Source organism: Tumebacillus lipolyticus, from assembly GCF_042682745.1.
GTDB lineage: Bacteria > Bacillota > Bacilli > Tumebacillales > Tumebacillaceae > Tumebacillus_A > Tumebacillus_A lipolyticus.
Genome location: NZ_JBHUIO010000005.1, coordinates 1,284,386 through 1,305,557 on the forward strand (window position 1 = coordinate 1,284,386; position 21,172 = coordinate 1,305,557).

18 protein-coding genes are annotated in these 21,172 nt (G+C 49.6%); 7 read left to right on the top strand and 11 right to left on the bottom strand.

The window, feature by feature from the left end; translation table 11 throughout:
- Positions 1-11 precede the first annotated feature (11 nt).
- From istB to ACFSOY_RS11155, 4 genes are all read left to right on the top strand, one after another.
- Positions 12-803, top strand: a complete 792-nt coding sequence (gene istB, locus ACFSOY_RS11140) for an IS21-like element helper ATPase IstB (RefSeq protein ID WP_386046584.1) — start codon at positions 12-14, stop codon at positions 801-803.
- 404 nt (positions 804-1,207) lie between these two features.
- Positions 1,208-5,788, top strand: a complete 4,581-nt coding sequence (locus ACFSOY_RS11145; protein ID WP_386046586.1) for an NACHT domain-containing protein — start codon at positions 1,208-1,210, stop codon at positions 5,786-5,788.
- Between the two features lie 276 nt (positions 5,789-6,064).
- A complete protein-coding gene (locus tag ACFSOY_RS11150) occupies positions 6,065-7,111 on the top strand; it encodes a ParA family protein (protein WP_386046587.1) in 1,047 nt (348 codons plus the stop codon).
- Positions 7,098-8,015: an SIR2 family NAD-dependent protein deacylase gene (locus tag ACFSOY_RS11155; protein ID WP_386046589.1), complete on the top strand. Its 918-nt coding sequence runs from the start codon at positions 7,098-7,100 to the stop codon at positions 8,013-8,015. Before ACFSOY_RS11150 ends, ACFSOY_RS11155 begins: the two co-directional genes overlap by 14 nt.
- Before the next feature lie 295 nt (positions 8,016-8,310).
- On the opposite strand, the gene ACFSOY_RS11160 is transcribed toward ACFSOY_RS11155, so the two are convergent.
- A complete protein-coding gene (locus ACFSOY_RS11160; protein ID WP_386046591.1) occupies positions 8,311-9,627 on the bottom strand; it encodes a YaaC family protein in 1,317 nt (438 codons plus the stop codon).
- Positions 9,628-9,990: 363 nt separating this feature from the next.
- On the opposite strand from ACFSOY_RS11160, the gene ACFSOY_RS11165 reads away from it, so the two are divergent.
- On the top strand, positions 9,991-10,611 hold the full coding sequence (locus ACFSOY_RS11165) for a hypothetical protein (protein WP_386046592.1): 621 nt from the start codon (positions 9,991-9,993) through the stop codon (positions 10,609-10,611).
- Here the strand turns inward: ACFSOY_RS11165 and rlmH are convergent.
- From rlmH to ACFSOY_RS11180, 3 genes are all read right to left on the bottom strand, one after another.
- Positions 10,520-10,999 carry a 23S rRNA (pseudouridine(1915)-N(3))-methyltransferase RlmH gene (gene rlmH / locus ACFSOY_RS11170; protein WP_386046594.1) on the bottom strand — a complete coding sequence of 160 codons (480 nt, stop codon included), beginning with the start codon at positions 10,997-10,999 and terminating at the stop codon, positions 10,520-10,522. The two genes, ACFSOY_RS11165 and rlmH, sit on opposite strands and share 92 nt — an antisense overlap.
- A gap of 25 nt (positions 11,000-11,024) precedes the next feature.
- On the bottom strand, positions 11,025-11,195 hold the full coding sequence (locus ACFSOY_RS11175; protein ID WP_386046596.1) for a CxxH/CxxC protein: 171 nt from the start codon (positions 11,193-11,195) through the stop codon (positions 11,025-11,027).
- Between the two features lie 146 nt (positions 11,196-11,341).
- A complete protein-coding gene (locus tag ACFSOY_RS11180; RefSeq protein WP_386046598.1) occupies positions 11,342-12,514 on the bottom strand; it encodes a S1C family serine protease in 1,173 nt (390 codons plus the stop codon).
- A 277-nt stretch (positions 12,515-12,791) separates the two neighbouring features.
- Here ACFSOY_RS11180 and ACFSOY_RS11185 point away from each other — a divergent pair, with 277 nt between their 5' ends.
- Positions 12,792-13,007: a hypothetical protein gene (locus ACFSOY_RS11185; protein ID WP_386046600.1), complete on the top strand. Its 216-nt coding sequence runs from the start codon at positions 12,792-12,794 to the stop codon at positions 13,005-13,007.
- Positions 13,008-13,113: 106 nt separating this feature from the next.
- On the opposite strand, the gene ACFSOY_RS11190 is transcribed toward ACFSOY_RS11185, so the two are convergent.
- From ACFSOY_RS11190 to yycF, 5 genes are read right to left on the bottom strand one after another with little or no spacing between them, the layout of a single operon-like run.
- The gene (locus ACFSOY_RS11190) at positions 13,114-13,914 is read right to left on the bottom strand and encodes an MBL fold metallo-hydrolase (RefSeq protein WP_386046827.1); all 801 of its coding nucleotides are present in this window, start codon (positions 13,912-13,914) and stop codon (positions 13,114-13,116) included.
- Between the two features lie 48 nt (positions 13,915-13,962).
- Entirely contained in the window at positions 13,963-14,838 is an 876-nt protein-coding gene (gene yycI, locus ACFSOY_RS11195) for a two-component system regulatory protein YycI (protein WP_386046602.1), read from the bottom strand.
- Complete coding sequence (locus ACFSOY_RS11200; protein ID WP_386046603.1) at positions 14,825-16,192, bottom strand: YycH family regulatory protein; 1,368 nt, start codon at positions 16,190-16,192, stop codon at positions 14,825-14,827. The genes yycI and ACFSOY_RS11200 overlap by 14 nt, the downstream gene beginning before the upstream one ends.
- 2 nt (positions 16,193-16,194) lie before the next feature.
- Entirely contained in the window at positions 16,195-17,973 is a 1,779-nt protein-coding gene (locus ACFSOY_RS11205) for an ATP-binding protein (protein ID WP_386046605.1), read from the bottom strand.
- Between the two features lie 6 nt (positions 17,974-17,979).
- Entirely contained in the window at positions 17,980-18,669 is a 690-nt protein-coding gene (yycF, locus tag ACFSOY_RS11210) for a response regulator YycF (RefSeq protein WP_386046607.1), read from the bottom strand.
- A gap of 113 nt (positions 18,670-18,782) precedes the next feature.
- Between yycF and ACFSOY_RS11215 the strand changes: the two genes are divergently transcribed.
- Positions 18,783-19,163 (top strand): hypothetical protein, encoded by a 381-nt coding sequence (locus ACFSOY_RS11215; protein WP_386046609.1) that lies wholly within the window; start codon positions 18,783-18,785, stop codon positions 19,161-19,163.
- Positions 19,164-19,184: 21 nt separating this feature from the next.
- On the opposite strand, the gene ACFSOY_RS11220 is transcribed toward ACFSOY_RS11215, so the two are convergent.
- Together ACFSOY_RS11220 and ACFSOY_RS11225 are read right to left on the bottom strand one after the other, a co-directional pair.
- Positions 19,185-19,586 (bottom strand): class I SAM-dependent methyltransferase, encoded by a 402-nt coding sequence (locus ACFSOY_RS11220; protein ID WP_386046611.1) that lies wholly within the window; start codon positions 19,584-19,586, stop codon positions 19,185-19,187.
- Positions 19,587-19,679: 93 nt separating this feature from the next.
- On the bottom strand, positions 19,680-20,972 hold the full coding sequence (locus ACFSOY_RS11225; protein ID WP_386046612.1) for an adenylosuccinate synthase: 1,293 nt from the start codon (positions 20,970-20,972) through the stop codon (positions 19,680-19,682).
- Positions 20,973-21,172: the final 200 nt, after the last annotated feature.

Sequence of the window (21,172 nt, forward strand, 5' to 3'; positions counted from 1 at the left end):
GTGATGCGCTCATGATCATACAAGAGCGCTTGCAGACTGCCTTTCAACAGTTTGGATGGGTTCGGATTCCCGAGACTCTCCATGCTCATGCTGAAGAAGCAGCTACACACAATCTAACGTATTTAGAGTTTCTAGACAAGTTGCTTCAAGAGGAATTGGCGGCGAAACACGAGCGATATCTAAAGACGAGGACACGCCTAGCGAAGCTGCCGTATCATAAGACGCTTGATCAGTTTGATTTCGAATTTCAACCGTCCATTGACGAGCGTCGGATTCGAGACTTAGCTACCTTGCGGTTTGTCGAGAACCAGGAAAATGTCATTCTGCTGGGACCACCTGGTGTTGGGAAAACGCACCTACTGGTAGCTTTCGCTATGGAGGCAATCACCCAACGTAAAACCGTCTATTTTACGTCTGCTCATGACCGTGTGCAGACACTTCAAGACGCGCACCGCACTGGAACAATCCAGCAGAAGATGCGAGCTTTCACCAAGCCAGACCTGCTCTTGATTGATGAAATTGGGTATCGAAAAATGGATGAAACCGCTGCCCACTTTGTCTTTCAAATCGTATCAGAGCGGTATGAAAAAGGATCCATTGTGCTGACGTCCAACAAATCTTTCGGGATGTGGGGAGATATCTTTGGCGATACCGTCTTGGCGACAGCCATTTTGGCTCGTCTCCTCCATCATTCCAGCACCATTAACATTAAAGGGGAAAGCTATCGAGTAAAGGAAAAGAAAAAAGCGGGATTCTTTAGTTCCGAGAATCGCACGGATCAAAGTGACAATCGTTCGTGCTAGATCGGCGAAACTGGGTAATTTTTAAACGGTGTTTTTGAGGAATTTTCAACTGATGTTGACATCTATTTCTCATTAAGCCTATGAGCCGGGTATCAATTGTGCAACTACCGTAGGTGCTACCAACACCTGCGGTCATTTTGTATCCTATGCATTTTTTGTAACCTTACTCTAACATAGTGCCGGCAGTTGCTTCGATTGGTGGTTTCCCTCACTTATGTTACGGCTTAGCGTATGACTCTGAGTGTGAAAATAATTCATCTAACGAATCAAAGAAGGTGTCTTATGACTGTAACCCATATATACATATATCAATTTTATTCTATATAATATATTAAAAGCAAGTTCTATCGAGAAATATCACTACCATTGAAGAAACCTGATAACCTTTTAGGAGGGATCGATTCATGGCAATCGCAGAGTCTGGCGGCCCAACTACACAAGCTGGTATCACTTTTCAAAATGCCATTGCTGCCCTGTATCTTGGACGAATGTTAGACCCACGACCTTCTATTGCTTCGAAGAAAGTAGTAGAAGTGCGGGTTGAAGCCCCTGAAGATGTAGACGACATCGTAGTGACGTATGCAAACAGTAGAAAAGAATTTATCCATGTGAAAGAATCAGTATCAAAATCTAACGGTTTAGATAGTGCATGGGGCAAAGTTTGGAGGGACTTCGAACAACAATTCAAACAAGCTTCCTTCAATATCGGCCAAGATAGATTGCAACTTGTGTACGGCATCTTTAAGGACGAACTCGAACTCGCCAAAGATTTGACCAGACGGGCAACCTCAAGCCAAAACCACTCAGAATGGGTATCAAGGCTAAACAACAATTTGATCAACTTCCTTGACCATCTCAAAACATTTTTATCCGCAGAGCTACTCAATGATAAGGAAAAGCTACTGTCCTTCTTTGCGAGCATTGAGGTGAATCACTCCCCTAGGGAATTGGTCGAAGGAGCCCAAATGGTGTATGAAATGCCAGAATCGAACCATACACCCTCCGCCTTGTTTTCACTGCTTCGAGATCATGTTGGCGGTGAGGCGATCATCCGCGGAACTCATACCAATGAAGCTCTCCAAGATTGGCTTCAAGATAAAAACATCATCATCTCCAAATCCGTATCGAGCGAAGAGTTACGTTCTGCCATCTATTCTAGTAGCTCCACCATGAGACATCACCCGAATATCATCGGTAGAACAGGAAAACACCTTGAGCGCGATACAACTAAGGCCATCACCAAATGGCTCTTGGAAACAACTGACCAAGAATCTGTCGGTGTTCTTTTGGATCAAGCCGGCACGGGTAAATCCGTCCTGATCCGAGAGATACTTGAGGATCTCGAACGGCAACAAATCGATGTCCTCGCGATCAAAGCAGATCAGCAACTTTCTGGTGTGAGAAATTTGGATGAGTTGCAGATCAAGTTGGACTTGCCTGTTCGAGTAGAGCGTATCGTGCCGACCTTAGCATCTCAAAAACCATTTGTCGTGCTACTTGACCAGTTAGACGCATTGTCTTTATCCATGGCTCATGATCAAGAGGGGATGCACTTTGCACTGGACTTGATATCAAGGCTGAGATCGATATCGGGCGTGCGTATTATCATCAGTTGTCGCAAATTCGACTTTAACAGCGACCCCCGACTGAAAAACCTTGAGGGCTGCAAGCAATTTTCTCTGCCGGAGCTTTCAGAATCGGAGATCCAAACGTGCTTAGAGGAAACTGGGCTTAATTTCAGTCTTTTGTTGCCTTCGACTCAAAAACTCTTGCGAATTCCCCTACATCTAAACCTCTTTCTAATGGCATATGAGTCCATGGAAAACAAGGCGTTGCTACAAGGCAGCGACTTTACAAGTTTGCAAGAACTCTATCACCTTGTCTGGGAAAATGTGATTGGGAAACAATCCCCAGACTCTCCGTCAGTCGGAGAGCGTGAACAAGCACTGATACTCATGGCGAATTACATGGATCGTGAACAGAGAATATCAGTGCCAAAATCTTTTTTCAATAAGCTGGATACAACTTATTTTGAGAAGGCCGTTCATTGGTTGTCTAGCGAAGGAATTTTAGTAGAAGAAGGGAGAGAGTTAAGTTTCTTTCACCAGACTTTCTTTGACTACTGCTATGCGAGAGACTTTGTCGAACAGAAGCATTCGTTGGTACAAACATTAGTGGAATCCCCTCAAGGTTTGTTCCAACGCCCACAGCTTGTACAGGTACTTTCCTATCTGCGCGGTTCCAGTGACTTGAAAGCATACCTGCAACAATTGATTGCTCTCTTTACTACTGCGGACCTGCGATACCACCTAAAAAACCATCTACATCATTGGTTTGCATCACTCCCCTCTCCTAGCGATCATGAGATAAGGCTGGCAGATCGCTTGATCAAAGATCAGAAAATGCGCTCGCAGCTCCTAAAATTCACATATGGAAACCCTGACTGGTTCGAATATTGGAAGAGCCGTGTATTTCCTGACCTGTTGGATCAAGGTCAGGAAGAAAGCTTTTGGGAGGTATTTCGCTATCTGGGATCGATAGTAGAATTGCGGCAGAATGATGTCATCGAATTTCTCCGACCTTACTATGGCAAAAATGAAGTGCGCGATCAGGCTATCGGGAGCCTAATCTTGCGTATTGAGAAGTGGAGTTGTGACGAGGCTGTTGAGTTCCTTGAATTAATAGTGAGCAAGGAAAAACTGGATACCCGCCAATCCTATTTTGAGTGGGAAGAATTGGCTCATTACGATCCGAAAGCCGTTTGCCGTATCCTACGTATCTTTATGGATCAAGCATTGGAGAATTACATAACGAAAAAACAAGAGGTGAATCGCGACCCTAACAACGCCTATAGCTTCCATTTCTTAAGCCTTGTTGAGGAATTAGACAGGATTAACCATACTACTCTCAATAAAGCTCTGGAGGTCGTTATTCAGTTCTCCGCCCTATTTTTCTTGGATACATTAGTACCTTGGTTAATCCATGCTGTACAGACCCAAGCGCACCAGAAAGTAGAGTCCGCTGAAAGTTTCATTTCGGATCATGTATTCTCTGATTGGTATGAAGGTGGTATAGTCCGATTCAATGATGTCCTCAAAGAGTTTTGGTTAAGGGCATTTGTAAAATTGGCCGATAGTCAACCTCAAAAGTTCCTCGATAAAATCCAGTACCTAAGCAGTTATCCTTTCAGTTCTGTTCAATTTTTGGTAGCCCGTGTATTAAGAGAAGTATCAGGGCAGTACGCCTCCACTGCCCTAAAGTTTCTTTTAAATGACCCACGGAGACTAACCATCGGGGAACATGATGATTATGACAGCAGAGCTTTGATAAAATCCATCATTCCACACCTTCAAAAGTCACAACTTCATGAGTTAGAAGATTTTATTATGACTCAAACACCACGTTATAAGAATTTGAAACTGTACGGTTACTACTATCAGCAAATGTGCCAACTGAGATTGTTACAGGCATTTTCCTACACAAATCTCAGTGACAAAGGCAAGAGGTACATGCAGCAACTTGAGAGACGTTTCCCCAAATATCAATTCTCGGACAATCCTAGTCGGATTCGGAGCGGGACGGTGGGCTCACCTATTGCATATGACTGTGCAAGCAAAATGTCTGACAAACAGTGGGTTAAAGCCATGAAAAAATACCAAGGAGTTGTGCGGCATGATGACTGGCTCAGAGGAGGTGCCAGTGAGTTATCTCATCTTCTTCAAAAGTTGGTTCAGAAGGAGCCTCAACGCTTCTTCGCCCTGTTCAGAAAAAGTAATACTGAACTTGACCAGCATTATGTCTGCGCTCTGCTAAACGGACTGGCGGAATCCTCAGCACCTGCTGACTTGTTGTTTGAGGCCATCAAGCTATTTGAAGGCAATGAGGATTTGAACGTTCGCCGGACTACCGCATGGGCTGTAAACAAACGTGCAAGTCAGAATGTGCCTCAGCAGATCATTGATTTATTGAAAACCTATCTCGATGACCAACTTCTGCATGAGCACGAGTATTCTAATGAGCACTTTTCTGAATACATCAACACAGTTCGAGGAGCATCCATGCAAGCCTTAATGCGTATATATAGTCACGATGAGCGGTTCCTCTACGAGAAATGGGCTATTCTTTGCTATGCTACACGTAGCGATATGCTCTTTCTGCGAGCTGGTGCAATTCATGAACTGATTTATATGATTAGTCATGACTGCCAGCGTGCAATAGACCTCTTCGAACGGGCCATTTCCGGACATCCTGAGCTATACCAAGTGTACTATACAGCTGAATTTTGCTACTGGGCAATGGATAATTCGTTTAAGCGGGTCATTCCTCACATACTTGGATTAATGCTTGATGAAAAAGAGGATGTGCAAAAACACGGAGCCAAACTGGTTGCTTTATCACTAATTTCTCCAGATTGCTTTGAAGATACAGAAGTACAAGTGAAGATGGAGTGTCTCTTGAAAGAGGCACTATCAGGCCCTGCTTCATATAGACAGGGGGTTGCGAAAGTTTTCACAATTAATCTTTTGCACCATCCTTCTCCAATTCTCATCAATGGATTACAACAATTGATGAATGATGATGACGAGGAAGTGCAGCATCAAATAGGATTCTTCCTATTTGACTTGAAAAAGAACCATCCCACCCTTCGAGAAGAAATTCGTGAGTTCATTTATGAATTCGCCGGATCTAAGTCTGCCATCCGTAACGGGGATCAACTCAGTACAGTGTTGTGGGAACAAAGTATAGATGATCCAAAATGGACCTTGTCCGTTATGAACCACCTGTTGAATAACAAGCACATCCAGAATTCAACCAACAGATATCATCTGGGCGCTAAGGATTTGGTTCGCGCCGTGATGAACATCTATAACGACCCCTTCTCCGACGAAGACCTGCAAAACCAAGCAATGGATACGTTCGACCGCTTGATGGAACTGTACTCGGCTCAGGCTCAAATCGTCCTTTCAGAGTGGGATCGGCGGTAGTGCAATGTATGGTATATAGTAAGATAATTCATGATTGTCCTTTGCATTTCGGATTGAGCTCCCACACAAGATACTCCCATAATAAAAAAAGACCTCCGCCACGATGGAATACGTGGCGAGGTCTCCCTCCCAGTTCATCCTCATTTATGATACGGCTACCCTTAATATTTAACATATACTATATCAGGAACATTTTCAAAAACTGCACGTTGTGCATTTCCATTATAAATATGTTATCATTTGGTATAATACCTAAAAAGAATGGCGGTGCTTTGAATGTCAACCTCAATTTGCTTCTTTAACAACAAAGGCGGAGTTGGTAAAACTACTCTTACTTGTAATGTAGCCTCCTACCTCGCATTAAAGCATGGGAAAAAAGTCCTTTTAATCGACGCAGACCCTCAGTGTAATGCAACACAGTACATTCTTTCTCAAGAAACTTATGAAGAAATTCTTGAAGAGAAGAAGCACCACACAATTATGGATATTATTAATCCTATCAAGGGCGGTGGTGCAACTATTAATCTAGATGTGCAACCTATTCCTGGTTCCGATAATCGTTTTGGTATAGATATCTTAGCTGGTCACCCAAGATTTTCCCTATTTGAAGACAAACTCAGTAAATCATGGCTAGACATGAATAACGATGTCGGTTCACTTAGAATCACTAATTGGTGCTATAGGCTAAGCAATCACTTCAAAGATAACTATGATGTTATTATCTATGATGTAGGTCCTAGTCTTGGCGCAATTAATAGAACTATACTTATTGGCTGTGATTTCTTTATCACTCCAATGGGCTGTGACACTTTTAGTATGATGGGAGTAAGTAACATATCCGAATGGTTAAGTGCATGGGTGAACTTATATTCAATGAATTACAAGTATATAAGTACAAATGAGGAGGAATTGGTTAACCAACATCATAATGACATTCTTAATGATCTCGGTAGTCAATGCCGATTCTTAGGCTACACTGTCCAATTGTATATCCCAACTAGATCTACTAAAAAAGGTATTCGTCCTACAAAAGCTTTCGAAGCCATCTTAGAGAAAATACCAAACAAAGTAATCGGTGAATTATCTCCTTTTGTTCCAGAGAAATTATCCTTATCTAATTTAAACTTGGGGCAAGTACCCCATCTCTTTAGTCTTGTTCCTATGGCGCAGGCAGCCAATGCCCCCATTTTCATGTTAGATTCAAAAGATGGACTTAATGGTTCACAATATAGTCAACAAAGGGCATATATATCTATACTAAAAGAAATTGCCGCTAATTTACTCCGAAATGTCGAGGTAGGGACTCAGTATGAAGCTCTATAACGTCGAAACAAAACAATTTAAATGGCCGGAGTCGTTAGTTACGGAGATTGCTGAGCGTAGATGTATTATTGTATTAGGTGCAGGGGCATCTGCATCATCAACAAATGAACTAGGTAATCGACCGAAGGACTGGAGCAAGTTCCTTAGAGTTGCAATTAGAAAGATGAACGATTCACAAGCCCAACTCTTAGCTATTGAACTTTGTGATAAGGGACTTTTTCTAGATGCAGCTCAAATCATTCACGATCACATTGATCCAGGTGATTTTGACCAAGTCATTCAGCAAGAGTTTAATCCCAATATTGCTTTTCAGCCTTCTGATCTTCACAGAAACATTCTTTCGCTCGATCCAAAGATTGTTATTACAACTAATTATGACAAAATTTATGAGTCGCTATGCAATCTTGATGGTGCTGGGGCTTCGTTTAACACCCTGTATTACTACAGTAGTAATCTCCTAAGTGAAATCCGTTCAAAAAAGAGACTTATTATCAAGGCGCATGGCTGCGTTAATGATTCGGACAAAATTGTATTAACAAGAAAAAGTTACTTCGACGCTAAAAACGACTACCCTTCTTTCTACAAAATTTTGGATTCTCTGTTTTTAATAAACACAGTTCTATTTATAGGTTGTAGTATGTCTGACCCTGATATTAACCTTCTGTTAGAAGGAGTAAATATTTCCGCGAAAAGCTCTCGTTCCCATTATGCAATTTCCGGTGACGGCCGTCCAATCTCTATAAAAAACGCAATCAAAACTACCTATAATCTCGAATTGCTCGAATATCCTGAGGGAGAACACCATTTAGTAATTGATGCTTTAGAGGATCTGGTTACTCAGGTTTGGCATTTTCGCGAAACTGGTGGGCATATCGAGGATGGTGAACAAGATGAAAGTGAGTAAAATAGAGCCACTTCCCTTGAAGTGGCTCTATTTTATATACGTCACTTATGATACGGTTCACCGCACCTGTTCTAAGCACATAGTCTTTGACCGAAAGGTTCGAATCACCATCTAGTATCTCCTCCAATGTGCTTTTTTCCATGTCGGGACACAGACACCTCAACTACAGGCGATTAATTATCCAAAACGGACGTCTGTTATCGTCCTTGCCACGCTGTCGAATCAAAAAAAGAAGTAGACCCCGTTACTACGGCGATCTACTTCCGTTAGCTTTACGGAAAGCTACAATACCTCTCTACCGTTTAGCTAGCATCGCATGAAACTCTGTAAGCCCTCTCATCAACAAAATCGGTAACTTATGCTCGAAAATCGAGATATATCGTCGAATTAACAACGATATTTTCGAGTCTGTTTCATTTTCAAGTATCCGACTCCATTCATAAGGGTTGTATCGCATAATGTTGCTAAACGAACTCATCAATAGGAAGTGTACACAGATTTCAGGAAGAACAACAGGGTGTAGAGGATTTTCTACGTACCAGAAGTCACCGTATATGTCAGAATAAATCGTTCCTCTGATTCCTTGCATTTTCTCGTTTGAAATCGAAACCTTAGCCTTCCCTTCAGATCTTGAAATTTCACAATCTTTGAAGGAACTTTCCAAATCTTCTCGGGAAGGAAGGTCATGACCATCACCTATAAAAATGTCCCAAGAAATTGCTCTATGGTTTTGACCGCGTACTACTTTAAGCTGATGAGTTCTGCTATTCTCGCCTGTCAAAAGTTTATAATAATCTCTTAGCTCTGGAATCATACTGAGTAATTCTAGAATAGAAATTTCATAGCGTGATTTCCAAAACGCCATGATAGATTCCCTATTGTCCTGAAGTAACTCAACCCCGTTACCTACGTGGTTGATCACTGAAAAGGAAGTAAATAGATCACTGAATGTTCCCTCGGTAATATCTCCACCAAATTGAATCCGTGACTTGCTATCCACAAAGTTTACACCATGAGAACCATTTAGCATACTTAACCTATAACGCAATGGGTTGTTCATAACAATAAGAGCATATACATAGGCAGTAAAAGAATAGAAAAAGATAAGCGGTTTTACCATCATTGGGGAGTTTCTCCCAGACTCAAATAGCTCCCTTCCTTGACGGAGACAACTTTTTATTATCTGAGCCTCGTTCGCATCCAAGCCAGTACTCCCTACCGATTTTTTCTTAAATCTATACAGAGACTTAATTTGATCAATGTTCTCAATCATTTCCAAATAATCACATGCAGCCCGTTCCTGCAAATGATCATTTATTTCTAATAATTTAATACCTGAATCAAATTGTAATCTTTTCTCGGCTTCCTCCCACATTAACCTAAAATTATTCTGTTCCTTCGTTGGATCAAAATAACCCTTTTCTCGGTAGAAATTGCCGATTTTTTTATTATATTGATCACGTTGCACTTCAGGTTTTAAATTTCTCCACGTTTCAGTTAACTCTCTTTTTAAATCCTGATTCTTCTCGTAGTCAAACTCTTCGAATGGCAATTTGCTGTTCTCCAAAGGGGTTACGTACTTCGGTGTTGCTTCCAAAAGTTTTTCCCTCAAAGTTCTGCACCTCCAAACAAACTCAATAAAGCATAATATATATAGTCTAGCAAAATCCCCTTCCATTGAAAAGTAAATCTTGAGAAAGGTTGATCGTTTTTAAGGAAGTGAGGTGGGCATCAGTCACCATTAGCTGATTTTAGGAGAAGTATATTGAAATGTCAAAAGTGACTTCTCATAAAGCCTCAATTTTATGTCGAACAATAGTCACCTAATTCAAAAAAAGGTCATTGGACAAGTGAAGATCACCTAAGTCGAGCCGTAGGTGTACTACGGGTGACAATTGCTTTCATATTTTGTTAACGCCCGTTTCTGCAAGCTTACCTGATCGCTCTGACACCAAGACATAGCTGTCTGGCGAAAATGGTTCGCGCTGACTATGCGGAGAGTGCGGTTCTGGAACGCATTCAATCCGTTGTCCTCGTAGAAGCCAACTTGCAAGCTATCGTGGACAAGCTCAATGAGAAGATCGCCAATCTGAAAGCCCCGTTACTGTCACAGCAAGCATATACAGAAACCCAGCTTGATCAAGCCACAAAAAACCTGAACAAGCTCGTGACCCTCTTCATGCGTCCCGATTTTGAATCTGAAACGGTCAGCGAAAACATCATGACTCTGGAACGAGAAATCAAGGAACTCAAAGAGCGCAAAAAAGAAATTGACTGCGAACTGAACACGACCTCCATTGAAGAAGTCTCGTTCGATCAAGTCCAAGAGGTACTAACTCGATTCGCAGAAGCCTTGCCCCTCGTGACACCTGAAAAGCAGAAACACATCCTCCACAGCTTGATTGAATTTATCACACTGAACCCCTCCGAAAACATCAAAGGGAGAACGATCAAAGACATTACGCTTGTCTTTGACCCTTCTCCCAATCCTCAAAACGATGTCCTTACTTATGATACGGCTCCCCCCGCTGAATCCGAAACGCCCGATACACCTGCTCCAGCAGAATCGCGCGAACCATCTGGTGCGGGAACGTAAATTTGGAGAAGGACAGCTTCAAATTCGCCCGCTTCAGCACATCCTCGTGCAGGCCGAGCGAACCGCCGATCACAAAGGTGAACGTGCTATACCCCTGCGACGCCTGGCGATCCAGATGATCGGCAAACTCCTCTGACGACAGGCTCTTGCCTTCGATCGCCAGCGCGATCACATAGTCGCGGTCGCCGATCTTGGCCAGCAGCTTGTCCCCTTCCTTTTTCTTGATCGCCGCCTCTTGCGCGGCCGACGCGTTGTCTGGCGTCGGCTCGTCTGGCACTTCGATCAAATTCACCTTGCAATACGAAGAGAGCCGCTTCGCATATTCGTCCACGGCTCCGGTCCAATATTTTTCTTTCAGCTTGCCGACAGCAAGCAGGTTGATCTGCACAGTTCGATCTCTCCCTTCCCTGCGCTCACACGATCAGGAACTTGGGCACTTGCGAGCAATACTCACACTTCGCCGGGGCTTCCCAGGCGGTAAACGAAATCTCATCGAGCTTATAGACGTCTGGCGCTTGCCCTTCATACTCGTCCACGAATTCGTCGAGAGCCATCTCGACATGCTCTTTGCACACGACGTACATGCGGAGTCCACCTCATCTGTTGAAAGTAGGTAGGGATGTGGAAGTAGTTCTAATACTAGCAGTCTCCCCCGATTTTGTCCAAAAAAACGAGGATGCAAAAAGCGGCAGGGCCGCCCCTTGAGGCGCTCTGCCGCTTTTCATCCCGCTTACGGTTTTGCGAGAACAAGCTCCACCGTCTTCAGATCTTGCCCACGGTAAAACTCGACTTTGACCGAGTCGCCCGGCTGCTTCTTGTACAGGATCTTCCGCAGTTGGATCGGATCTTCGACCGCAGCACCATCGATCTTGACGATCACGTCGCCCGCTTCGATTCCCGCCTTTTTGGCGTTCTCATGCGACTGGTAGACGTAGATGCCCGCCTCGACTGGCACTTTCCCGCGGTAGCCTTCCGGAACTTCGGTCAGCGCGACCGGGGAGATGCCCATCACCGGACGCACGATCGAGCCTTTTTCCATCAGCTGTTGCAAGATCGGCTGCGCTTCGTTGATCGGGATGGCAAACCCGATGCCCTCAACGCCTGTCGACGAGATCTTCGCCGAGTTGATGCCGATCAGCTCGCCTTTGATGTTGACCAACGCGCCGCCAGAGTTGCCCGGGTTGATCGCCGCATCTGTCTGCAAGACGTTTTGCGAGAAGACTTCAACGCCCGATTCGTCATAGATCGGCATTTCGCGCTTGGTCGCCGAGATGACCCCTACGGTGACCGACTGCGCAAACTTCAGGCCGAGCGGGTTGCCGATCGCAATCGCCGGCTCCCCGATGTTCAGCGATTCGCTGTTGCCGAATTTCGCCGGCGTGATGCCTTTGACATCGTTCGGGTCCACTTCCAGCACCGCCAAGTCGGTCATCGAGTCTGCCCCGAGCACTTTCGCCTTGATCCGCTTGCCGTCCTGCAAGGAGATCTCCACCGTGTCCGCCCCATCGACCACATGGTTGTTGGTGATGATGTGACCCTTGTCATCGAAGAGAATGCCTGAGCCGGTGCCTTTCATCTGCTCGTTGCCCGCGCTGCGACCGAAGAAGTCGCGGTTCTTTTGCAGGTTGAGCACGCCGACGACAGCCGGCTTGATCTTCTCGACCGCCTCGACCACGCCCGTCTGAACGTTGACGTTGATCGTCTCTGACGACCCACCTTTGCTGTTGCCATTATCCGCAAATACGGTGTTGCTTTCGATCACGTTCGATTTTATCAAAGTTGGAACCAAAGCCACCGTGGTCGCCGAGCCGATCAGGGCTGACACGAGCGAAACTGCAATCCACGTGCCGAAGCTACCTTTGTTGCGCTTAGGCTTTGAATCAAAATCATCGTAGAATCCCATCTTCAAACCCTCCTCCTTAAGCTATCCCTAACCCTTTTTCTTCTATGCGCTTGTCGAGTGTAGGTTTCAGTGTACCCTTATTATACAGAGTATATTTTCGTTCGCTCAAGGTCTCAACAGTTACTGTCAAAAATCGTTCAAACAGTTGTTTGAAAATTCTCCACAAATTACTTCCTCAACAGGAAAATCGCAGTTTCATTTCCGATTTGTGTTTATTCTCTTCACAAGTTGGACATAATTAGGACTACTGAATGATTCTGAACGGGAGGGATGCCCGATGAACAGACGAAACGGATTGCCAGTCGAAGTCGATCTGATCGCTCAGCTGGCCGACCTGAAGGAAGTGGACTATAAGAACACGCTCGTCCTCACCGCTCTGGTGGAACTGCTCGTCGAAAAGGGCATTCTCGATCGAAAGGATGTCATTCGCAAAGCGCATCAGCTGGATGACGATCTCACCCCCGAGGTGAATCGTTCCGAGTATGCCAACTAAGCTTTCTACCCACTTGCTTTTGTCTCCCCCTTCTCTATCTTGAAAACCCACTTCCGCAGTTCGGAAGTGGGTCTTTTTTTGATCTGCACCGTCTTGTTGCCTTCCCCTACATCCGCTTGATCGTCTTCAGCGCTGTCGGCTTGTCGCGATAGGTGTCGTGGAGCACGACCTCTTTCCCCACCTGGTAGCCGTTCTGCGTCAACACGCCGCGCACGGTGATCTCGGCGATCTCCGGCATGTTGTTGTCTGGGCTCAGATGAGCCAAGTAGACATCTTTCGAATCGCCGCTGAGCACTTCGGACAGCACATCTCCGGCCGATTCGTTGGAGAGGTGGCCTTTGTCGCCTAAGATCCGCTGTTTGACGCTCCACGGGTACGGCCCCATGCGGAGCATCTCCGGATCGTGGTTCGCCTCGAAGATCAGCGCATCCGCCCCTTGGATCGCCCGTTTCACCCGATCGCTCGCATAGCCGAGGTCGGTGGCCAACGCCAGCTTCGTCTCCCCTTGGTAGAAGCAAAACCCGACCGGGTCGAGCGCATCGTGCGAGACGGGGAACGGCTCGATGTGCAAGTCAGCAAAATTGAGCGCATCCTCGACAGCAAACACATGTTGCCGCTCCTCGGCGATGTCGCCCACATGCTTTTGCATGCCTCTCCACGTGCCCGCTGTGGCGTAGACGTCGAGCCCTTTGCACTTGCGCGCCATCACGCCAACGCCGCGCACATGGTCAGAATGCTCGTGCGTGACGAGCAGCGCGTCCAGCTCGCTCACGTCCACGCCGATCTCCTTCAGCGAGGAGGTGATCTGCTTGCCCGAGACGCCAGCGTCGATCAAGATCTTCGTCTGGTCTGTCTCGACATAGATCGAGTTCCCCGAGCTGCCACTGCATAAAACGCTAAAGCGTATCAAAACGTCTCCCCCTAGCTGTCTCCCTGCCCATTTTCGTTGCGCTGTTTAGGAACCGGCCTCCACTTGGCCGGTCAGTGCGTTTACGTAGAACACTTTATAATCGGTCACGATGCGCCACATCGGCGCGAGATACCATTCGTCCGCTCCCGCATAGTTTTGCGAGTAGTACCCGAGCTTCACATCGTGGATCGTGACAAACTTCTTCGGATCTGGCAGCTGTGCCGGATCATGCTTTTCAGCGACGGTGCGGATCGCCCCGATCGCTGAGATCACGCGCTGTCCCCGCTCTTCCTCTTCGCCGATCTCCATCGCTTTCTGATTGTAGCTGGTGACCCCCGAGCTGTTCAGGTTGACTTCGAGCACCGCCGAGAAGATCGGGTAGCGCTGATAGCTTTGCAGGTAGCGCAGCGTTGTGCCTTCTTGGCTCAAGTTGTTGATCGCGATGTCCTCTTTGTACAGCGAGCCGTTCCAGACGCTCGGGCTGATCAGCTGCAAAATGTATTGCCCTCGCTTCACGCCGAGATCGCTTTCGATCTTCAGCGCAGGGCGATATTGCAGTTTGAAGTAGCCGGCGCTTGTCACTTCAAACTCGCCCTCATACGAGTTGAACTTCATCGTCCCTTTGCTGCGATCATCCTCGACGAGCTTCTCATTATGCAGGATGCGATCGGCGATGTCCGGCAAGGGCTCCTGCGGATGTCCCGCCGCCAAAAAGTACATCACCGGCGTCTCTTTCGGCACTTCGGTCATCAGGATCATCCGGCGTTCGCGCAACACTTCTTTCAGCTCGTCAAGCTGTGTCGAGAAGGACTGTACATAGCCGAGCGCTTCCTGTTGAGACGAGTAGTACTGATAGCCGAGCAGCAGGTCGAGCAGCAAAAAGGCGACGATCAAGTACGTCTTGGCTCTACTCCAATCCACGCAGCATGACCTCCTCGCTCTGCAGTTGCACGCCTGTCACCGCATCGAAGACACCCTCGCGATAGTCGCTCGCCTGCTCGATCACCCAGACGGGGCGCAGTTTGGAAGATTGACCACTCTGCGACTCCATCAGGTAGGCGAGGTAGATATCGGAGATGCGATCCGGTCTGAGCAGCGCGTTGTTCTCCACCAAGCTCATCACTTCTTCGCCGGAGAGAATCTCCTGCTCAGCTCCTTGCACCGGCTTCCCTCCGACCATATAGGGGGAGCGGCGAAACGCGGCGACATCGTTGTCGATCACCAGAATGGCAGCCGAGGAGAGGTTGCCGATCACCTGCAGCCCCGCGACGGTCGGTCGGAAATCGAACTGGCGACCGTCCACGTCCAAATCGTTCGGACGGATCGTGCGCATCTGGTGAATCGTCACCTGGCCGAGGAAGCCGCCATGCGCGTTGGCGAAGTCGAGCGCTTTGGCGATGCTCATGTCTTCATCGAGCTGGTTGCGCCGCATTTTCTCGACGTTCAAGTTGCGATATTCGATCATCTTTCCTTTGCTGTCGACGCGCACCAAGCGATTGCCATCGGTCACGATCTCCGAGCCGTCGCGCTCGACGACGCGGCGGGTCAGCGACCGATCCAGAAAGAATGAATCGACCAAGCGCCCCATCTCGATCCCCTGATTGACGTCGATCGTATAGGCGTGCAGCTTTAGGCGCGCGACAGGCAAAAAGTAATGCCGCTTGAGCGAATCTCCATACAGCGCGTAGGCAGGCGCATCTTTCTGCTCCTCATAAAGCGCTTGAAACCGGTCTTTGCTGAGCACGACGTTGGCGCTGTAGACCGTCTCTGCGTCTTCGACAAACACGACGCGGAACTCGCTCTCGCCGTTTGCGTACAGATAGATCGTCCTGACGTTCATCAGCGGCTCGACCCGCGATGTGAAGTGCAAGGTTCCCATCTCATTGAGCATGTTGATCGGAATCACCGCGTCAAAATCATACTGAACGCTCTTCTTTTCCCCGATCGTCCGCTTCCATTCCTCGTCGGTAAACTTGGTGTCGATCTTGATGTCAAAAAGCGAGGCATCTGCCAACAGCTCCATCCCTGCCGAGTAGCCCGATTGCCCAGGAAATAGCGCCTTGTGCTTTCCCTGATCGGAGTGCAACAGGACGGCGCGCGGGCTGAGCACATTGTTGAGTGTGCGTTCAAAGCTCGGATCGGTGGTGGCGATGTTGGAGGAAAATTGCGGCCCATCGATCGACTCGTACTGAGGCGTGATGCTCCAGATGCCAAGCGACAGCAGCAGGCTTGCGATCACGAGGACGGTGAGCAGGAGCGTCTTCAGTTTTTCCAAGATCACGCACCTCCGGTCGCTACAGGTAACGTAAAGGAGACGGTCGTCCCCTGTCCTTCTTCACTGTCGATCTGGATCTGCCCGCCGTGCAGCTCGATGATCTGCTTGGCGATCGAAAGTCCAAGCCCGGTGCCGCCCATCGCGCGGGATCGCGCTTTGTCCACGCGGTAGAAGCGGTCAAAGATCAGGGGAAGCTCTTGCTTCGGGATGCCCATCCCGGTGTCGATCACCTGGACGAGCACATATTTGCCGCTCGGACGATGCGCCCGAACGCGAACGCGACCGCCGTCTGGCGTGTATTTGATCGCGTTGGAGATCAGGTTGTCAAACACCTGATCGAGCTTGTCCGCATCGACGCTGACGATCAGGTTGGCCGGAACTTCGAACGAGAGCGATACATCCTGACCCTGCAAGTGCATCGAGAAGCGGTAACAGGCATTTTGCACCAACTCCCGCAGCACGTGCGGCCCGATCCGCAGCTGTTCGCGGTTCGAGTCGAGGCGCGATAGCTGCAACAGGTCGCTGACCATCCGCGTCATGCGCTCCGTCTCGCCGTGGATGACGGAGAGGAAGCGCTTGGCATGATCGGGAGATTCGATCGCGCCGTCTTCGAGCGCTTCGATGTAGCTTTTGATCGTCGTCAGCGGCGTGCGGATCTCGTGTGACACGTTGGCGACAAAATCGCGGCGGGCGCGATCCTCATTCTCCTCTTCGGTCACATCGCGCAGCACGACCACCGCGCCGCGCTCTTCGCTGCTCTGGCCGCGAAACGGCACCGAGTAGGCCTGAACGATCCGCCCCGACGGGCCTTCGAGCGTAAACTCGGAGACGGTCGTCAGCAGCAGGTCGGTGTTGCCTTCCTCGCCGAAGTTGATCGCCGAGTCGAGCGGGCGCTGCAGCAGCTCCTCGACCGACTCGCCGCTGAGCATCTTGGCGCCCGCCGGGTTGGCGAGGATGATCGTGCCCTCGCGATCGATGGCGACCACCCCGTCCGACATGTGCTGCAGGATCGCCTCCAGCTTGTCCTGCTCCTGCTTGTTCTCCGTCTGCGCCTCGCGCAACCGCACGCGCAGCGTGTTGAACATCTCGGCCAGCTGACCGATCTCATCATCGGAGCGCACCGTCACCGCCTGGTCAAAATCGCCGCGGGCCATCGCGCCCGCCTTTTTGGTGATCTCGACGATCGGGTTGGTGATCGTCCGCGAGAGCAGGATGATCAGGCCGGCGGTGAGCAGGACGGCGATCACCGTCCCGGTGTAGAAGATCACCGTGATGTCGTGGATCGTCTGGTAGACGGACGAGAGCGAGGCGACACAATAGACGGCGCCGAGCACCTGTGTCCCCACCTTGACCGGTATCGAGATGTACAGATAGCGCTGTCCGTCTGTCGGATCAACTTTGATCGTCTCCGCCTCGTTGCCGAGCAGAGCGCGGGTCACTTCAGGACGCAAGCTCTTCTGTTCCAAATAGTTTTTGTTGCCCGACGTGGCGATCAAGATCTGCTGGTTGTTGATGATGTTGATCTCCGCCCCCGCCGCGTTGGCAAACGAGTCGGCGAGAAATCCGATATCGTTTTGCAAGTTTTTCTTCTGCTCGTTTTCGCTCAGGTAGGCCGGCAGAACATCGGCGAGCACCAGCAGTTGGCCGGACACTTTCTCCTGAAAGGAGTTGATAAAATGAGTGTTGACCCGCTGGATGAAGTAAAATCCGATCACCTGCATCGCGACCAGAATCACCAGCAGGTACATCAGGACGAGCTTCCACTGAATGCTTTTCAGCAAACGCCCCTACCTCCTCAGCGTGTAGCCAACGCCGCGACGGGTCAAAATGTATTCTGGGTTGCTCGGATCATCTTCGATCTTTTCGCGCAACCGGCGAATCGTCACATCGACGGTGCGCACGTCGCCATAGTAGTCATAGCCCCACACTTCCTGCAGCAACTGCTCGCGGGTGAGCACCGTGTTGCGGTGTTTGATCAGATAGACGAGCAGCTCAAACTCGCGGTGCGTAAGCCCGACATCCTGGCCGCGCTTGCTCACCTCATAGGTCGCCGTGTCGATCACCAGATCGCCAACGTTGTATTTCGGCTTCTGCTCCGCCTTCGATTCGGGCTGTTTCTGGCGGCGCAGGTTCGCTTTCACCCGCGCCATCAGCTCGCGATTGGAAAACGGCTTCGTCACATAGTCGTCAGCGCCGATCTCCAGGCCGAGCACTTTGTCGATCTCGCTGTCCCGCGCGGTCAGCATGATGATCGGCACGCTGGAAAAGACGCGAATCTCCCGGCAGACCGCAAAGCCGTCCTTCTTCGGCAGCATCACGTCGAGCAGGATCAGGTCGGGGTTTTCTTCGGCCGCCTTCTCCACCGCCTCTTGCCCATCGTGGGCGAGCACGACATGATAGTTTTCTTTTTCTAATGAGAATTTAAGAATATCAGCAATTGGTAGTTCATCATCGACCACCAAGATTTTGTAATCCATTCATTTCACCTCTCTGGAAAGGTATCACTCCTTATTGTAACAGAAACGGGCGGGAAATCGGTTAGTTTCTGGCGATTGGGAAACACTACTGGACGAAAAGGGGGTCTCTGCTGATGGCGAACACACAATCGATACTTGCCTACTTCAACTCCCCTGACCAAGCGGAAAAAGCGAAGCAGGGGATGCTCGAACAGCTCGACCTGACAGATGAAACCTGCCAGATCGATCGGATCAGCGCCCAGCCGGGAGATGCGACCGAACAGGTGATCAACCCGATCAACGCGAGCTTTTCCAGCCATGCGACGCTGATCGAAAATCTATCGCCGACAGAGAACAGCTCCGGCATCCTGCTCGGCTCCGATCCGGCCGTCTCCGGCATGTCGGATGGCACCGGCATGCTCAGCGGGCGCGATACGCTGCTCACCGTCGTCTGTCCGGCCGACAAGCTGGATCGAGCGCTGCAGATCATCGAGCAAAACGGCGGCCAGCACTAAAAAAAGTCCTCTGCCTGATCGTCAGGTAGAGGACTTCGTCGTGCGCTCAAAGAGGATCAGCACGCCGTCCGGATGAAGCACGCGCTCAAGTTCCGCCAGGGTAGCTTCCCGATCTTCCAGATGGTCGAGCACATCTCGCGTGTAGACCAGATCGAAAGACCCGTCTGCGAACGGCAGCTTGCGGAGATCGAGCTGAAGAAAATCGATGCCGCACCGCTCGGCTGCTGCCGCCATGCAACCGAGCGAGAGCGAGCCGCAGCTGAGATCGACGCCGGTCAACCGCCACATCGGGCGCTGGCGGGCAAGCTCCCGCAACAGCGGGCCGGTGCCACATCCCGCTTCCAACACGCGCGCTCGCTCTGGCAAGCGCAACTCGGAGAGGATCTTCACCTGTTCGACGAGATCCTGTTCGCTGACGATCATCTCTGCACTCCCTCCCAAGATGCGATCAAATCGATCCGATTAGCGAAAACAGCCATCCCGCAACGTTCCTGAGATGGCTGTTCCGCATTCAGTTTAGCGAGCTTCGTACAGTTCGACGACCGGAATGGTCTGCTCACGACCCGGGCCGACGGAGAGGATCGCCAGCGAAACGCCGGTGATCTCTTCCACTTTGCGGATGTACGCTTTGGCGTTTTCCGGCAGGTCTTCGTAAGCGCGCACGCCGGTGATGTCCTCATCCCAGCCTGGCAGCGTTTCGTAGACCGGCTCGCAGTCGCGCAGGACGCGGAAGGAAGTCGGGAACTCGGTCAGCATCTCCCCGTTGTGGGTGTAGGCGACGCATACTTTCAGCTCTTTGAGCCCGGTCAGGATGTCGAGGCGCGTGATCGCCATGCCATCAAGGCCGGAGACGCGGCGCGCGTGGCGGACGACCAGCGCGTCAAACCAGCCACAGCGGCGCGGGCGACCGGTGGTCGTGCCGAACTCGCGGCCTTGGTTGCGGATAAAGTCGCCCGTCTCGTCGAGCAGCTCGGTCGGGAACGGACCGTCGCCAACGCGCGTCGAGTACGCTTTGACAACCCCGATCACCTTGTCGATCTTGGTCGGGCCGACGCCAGAACCGATGCAGACGCCGCCAGCGACCGGGTTGGACGAGGTCACGTACGGATAGGTGCCTTGGTCGATGTCGAGCATCGATGCTTGTGCGCCTTCGAAGAGGATGTCAGTCCCTTTGTCGATCTGCTCGTTGAGCACGACAGACGTGTCGCACACGTAGGGGCGCAGCACTTCCGCATAGCCGAGGTACTCTTCATAGATCTCTTCGAACGTGAACGGCTCCGCACCGTACAGCTTGGTCAGAACCTCGTTTTTCAGCTTGAGGTTGCGCTTCAAGATCTCGGCGAAATCTTCGCGATCCATCAGGTCGATCATCCGAATGCCTGTGCGCGCCGCTTTGTCCATGTATGCCGGACCGATCCCTTTTTTCGTGGTGCCGATCTTCGCGTCCCCTTTGCTCTCCTCTTCGAGGATGTCGAGCTTCAAGTGGTAGGGCAGGACGAGATGCGCTTTGTCGGAGATGCGCAGCCCTTTGGTCGAGACGCCCTTGTCATGCAGATATTGAAGTTCTTTGACCAGCGCCGCCGGGTTGACGACCATGCCGTTGCCGACCACACAGATTTTTTCTTCGTAGAAAATCCCAGACGGGATCAGGTGCAGTTTATATTCAATTCCCTCAATCCAGATAGTATGACCTGCGTTGTTGCCGCCTTGGTAGCGGGCTACTACTCCTGCTTTTTCTGCCAGGAAGTCTGTAATCTTACCTTTCCCTTCGTCGCCCCATTGGGTGCCGACAACGACTACTGTTGCCACACGACAACACCTCCACATAGTAACATGCTCTCGAAGAGCACGCCTTACTCACAGCATAATGAGTGTAGCAAGGATTTTTCCAGATGTCAATGCATTTTCCGAACGATTATCAATCGGTTCCGTTTGATTGTTCGTCTTTACTCGCTTCCTATTCGGCCAGCCGCCCGCACAGCAGAAAAAACCCGGTCGACTCGACCGGG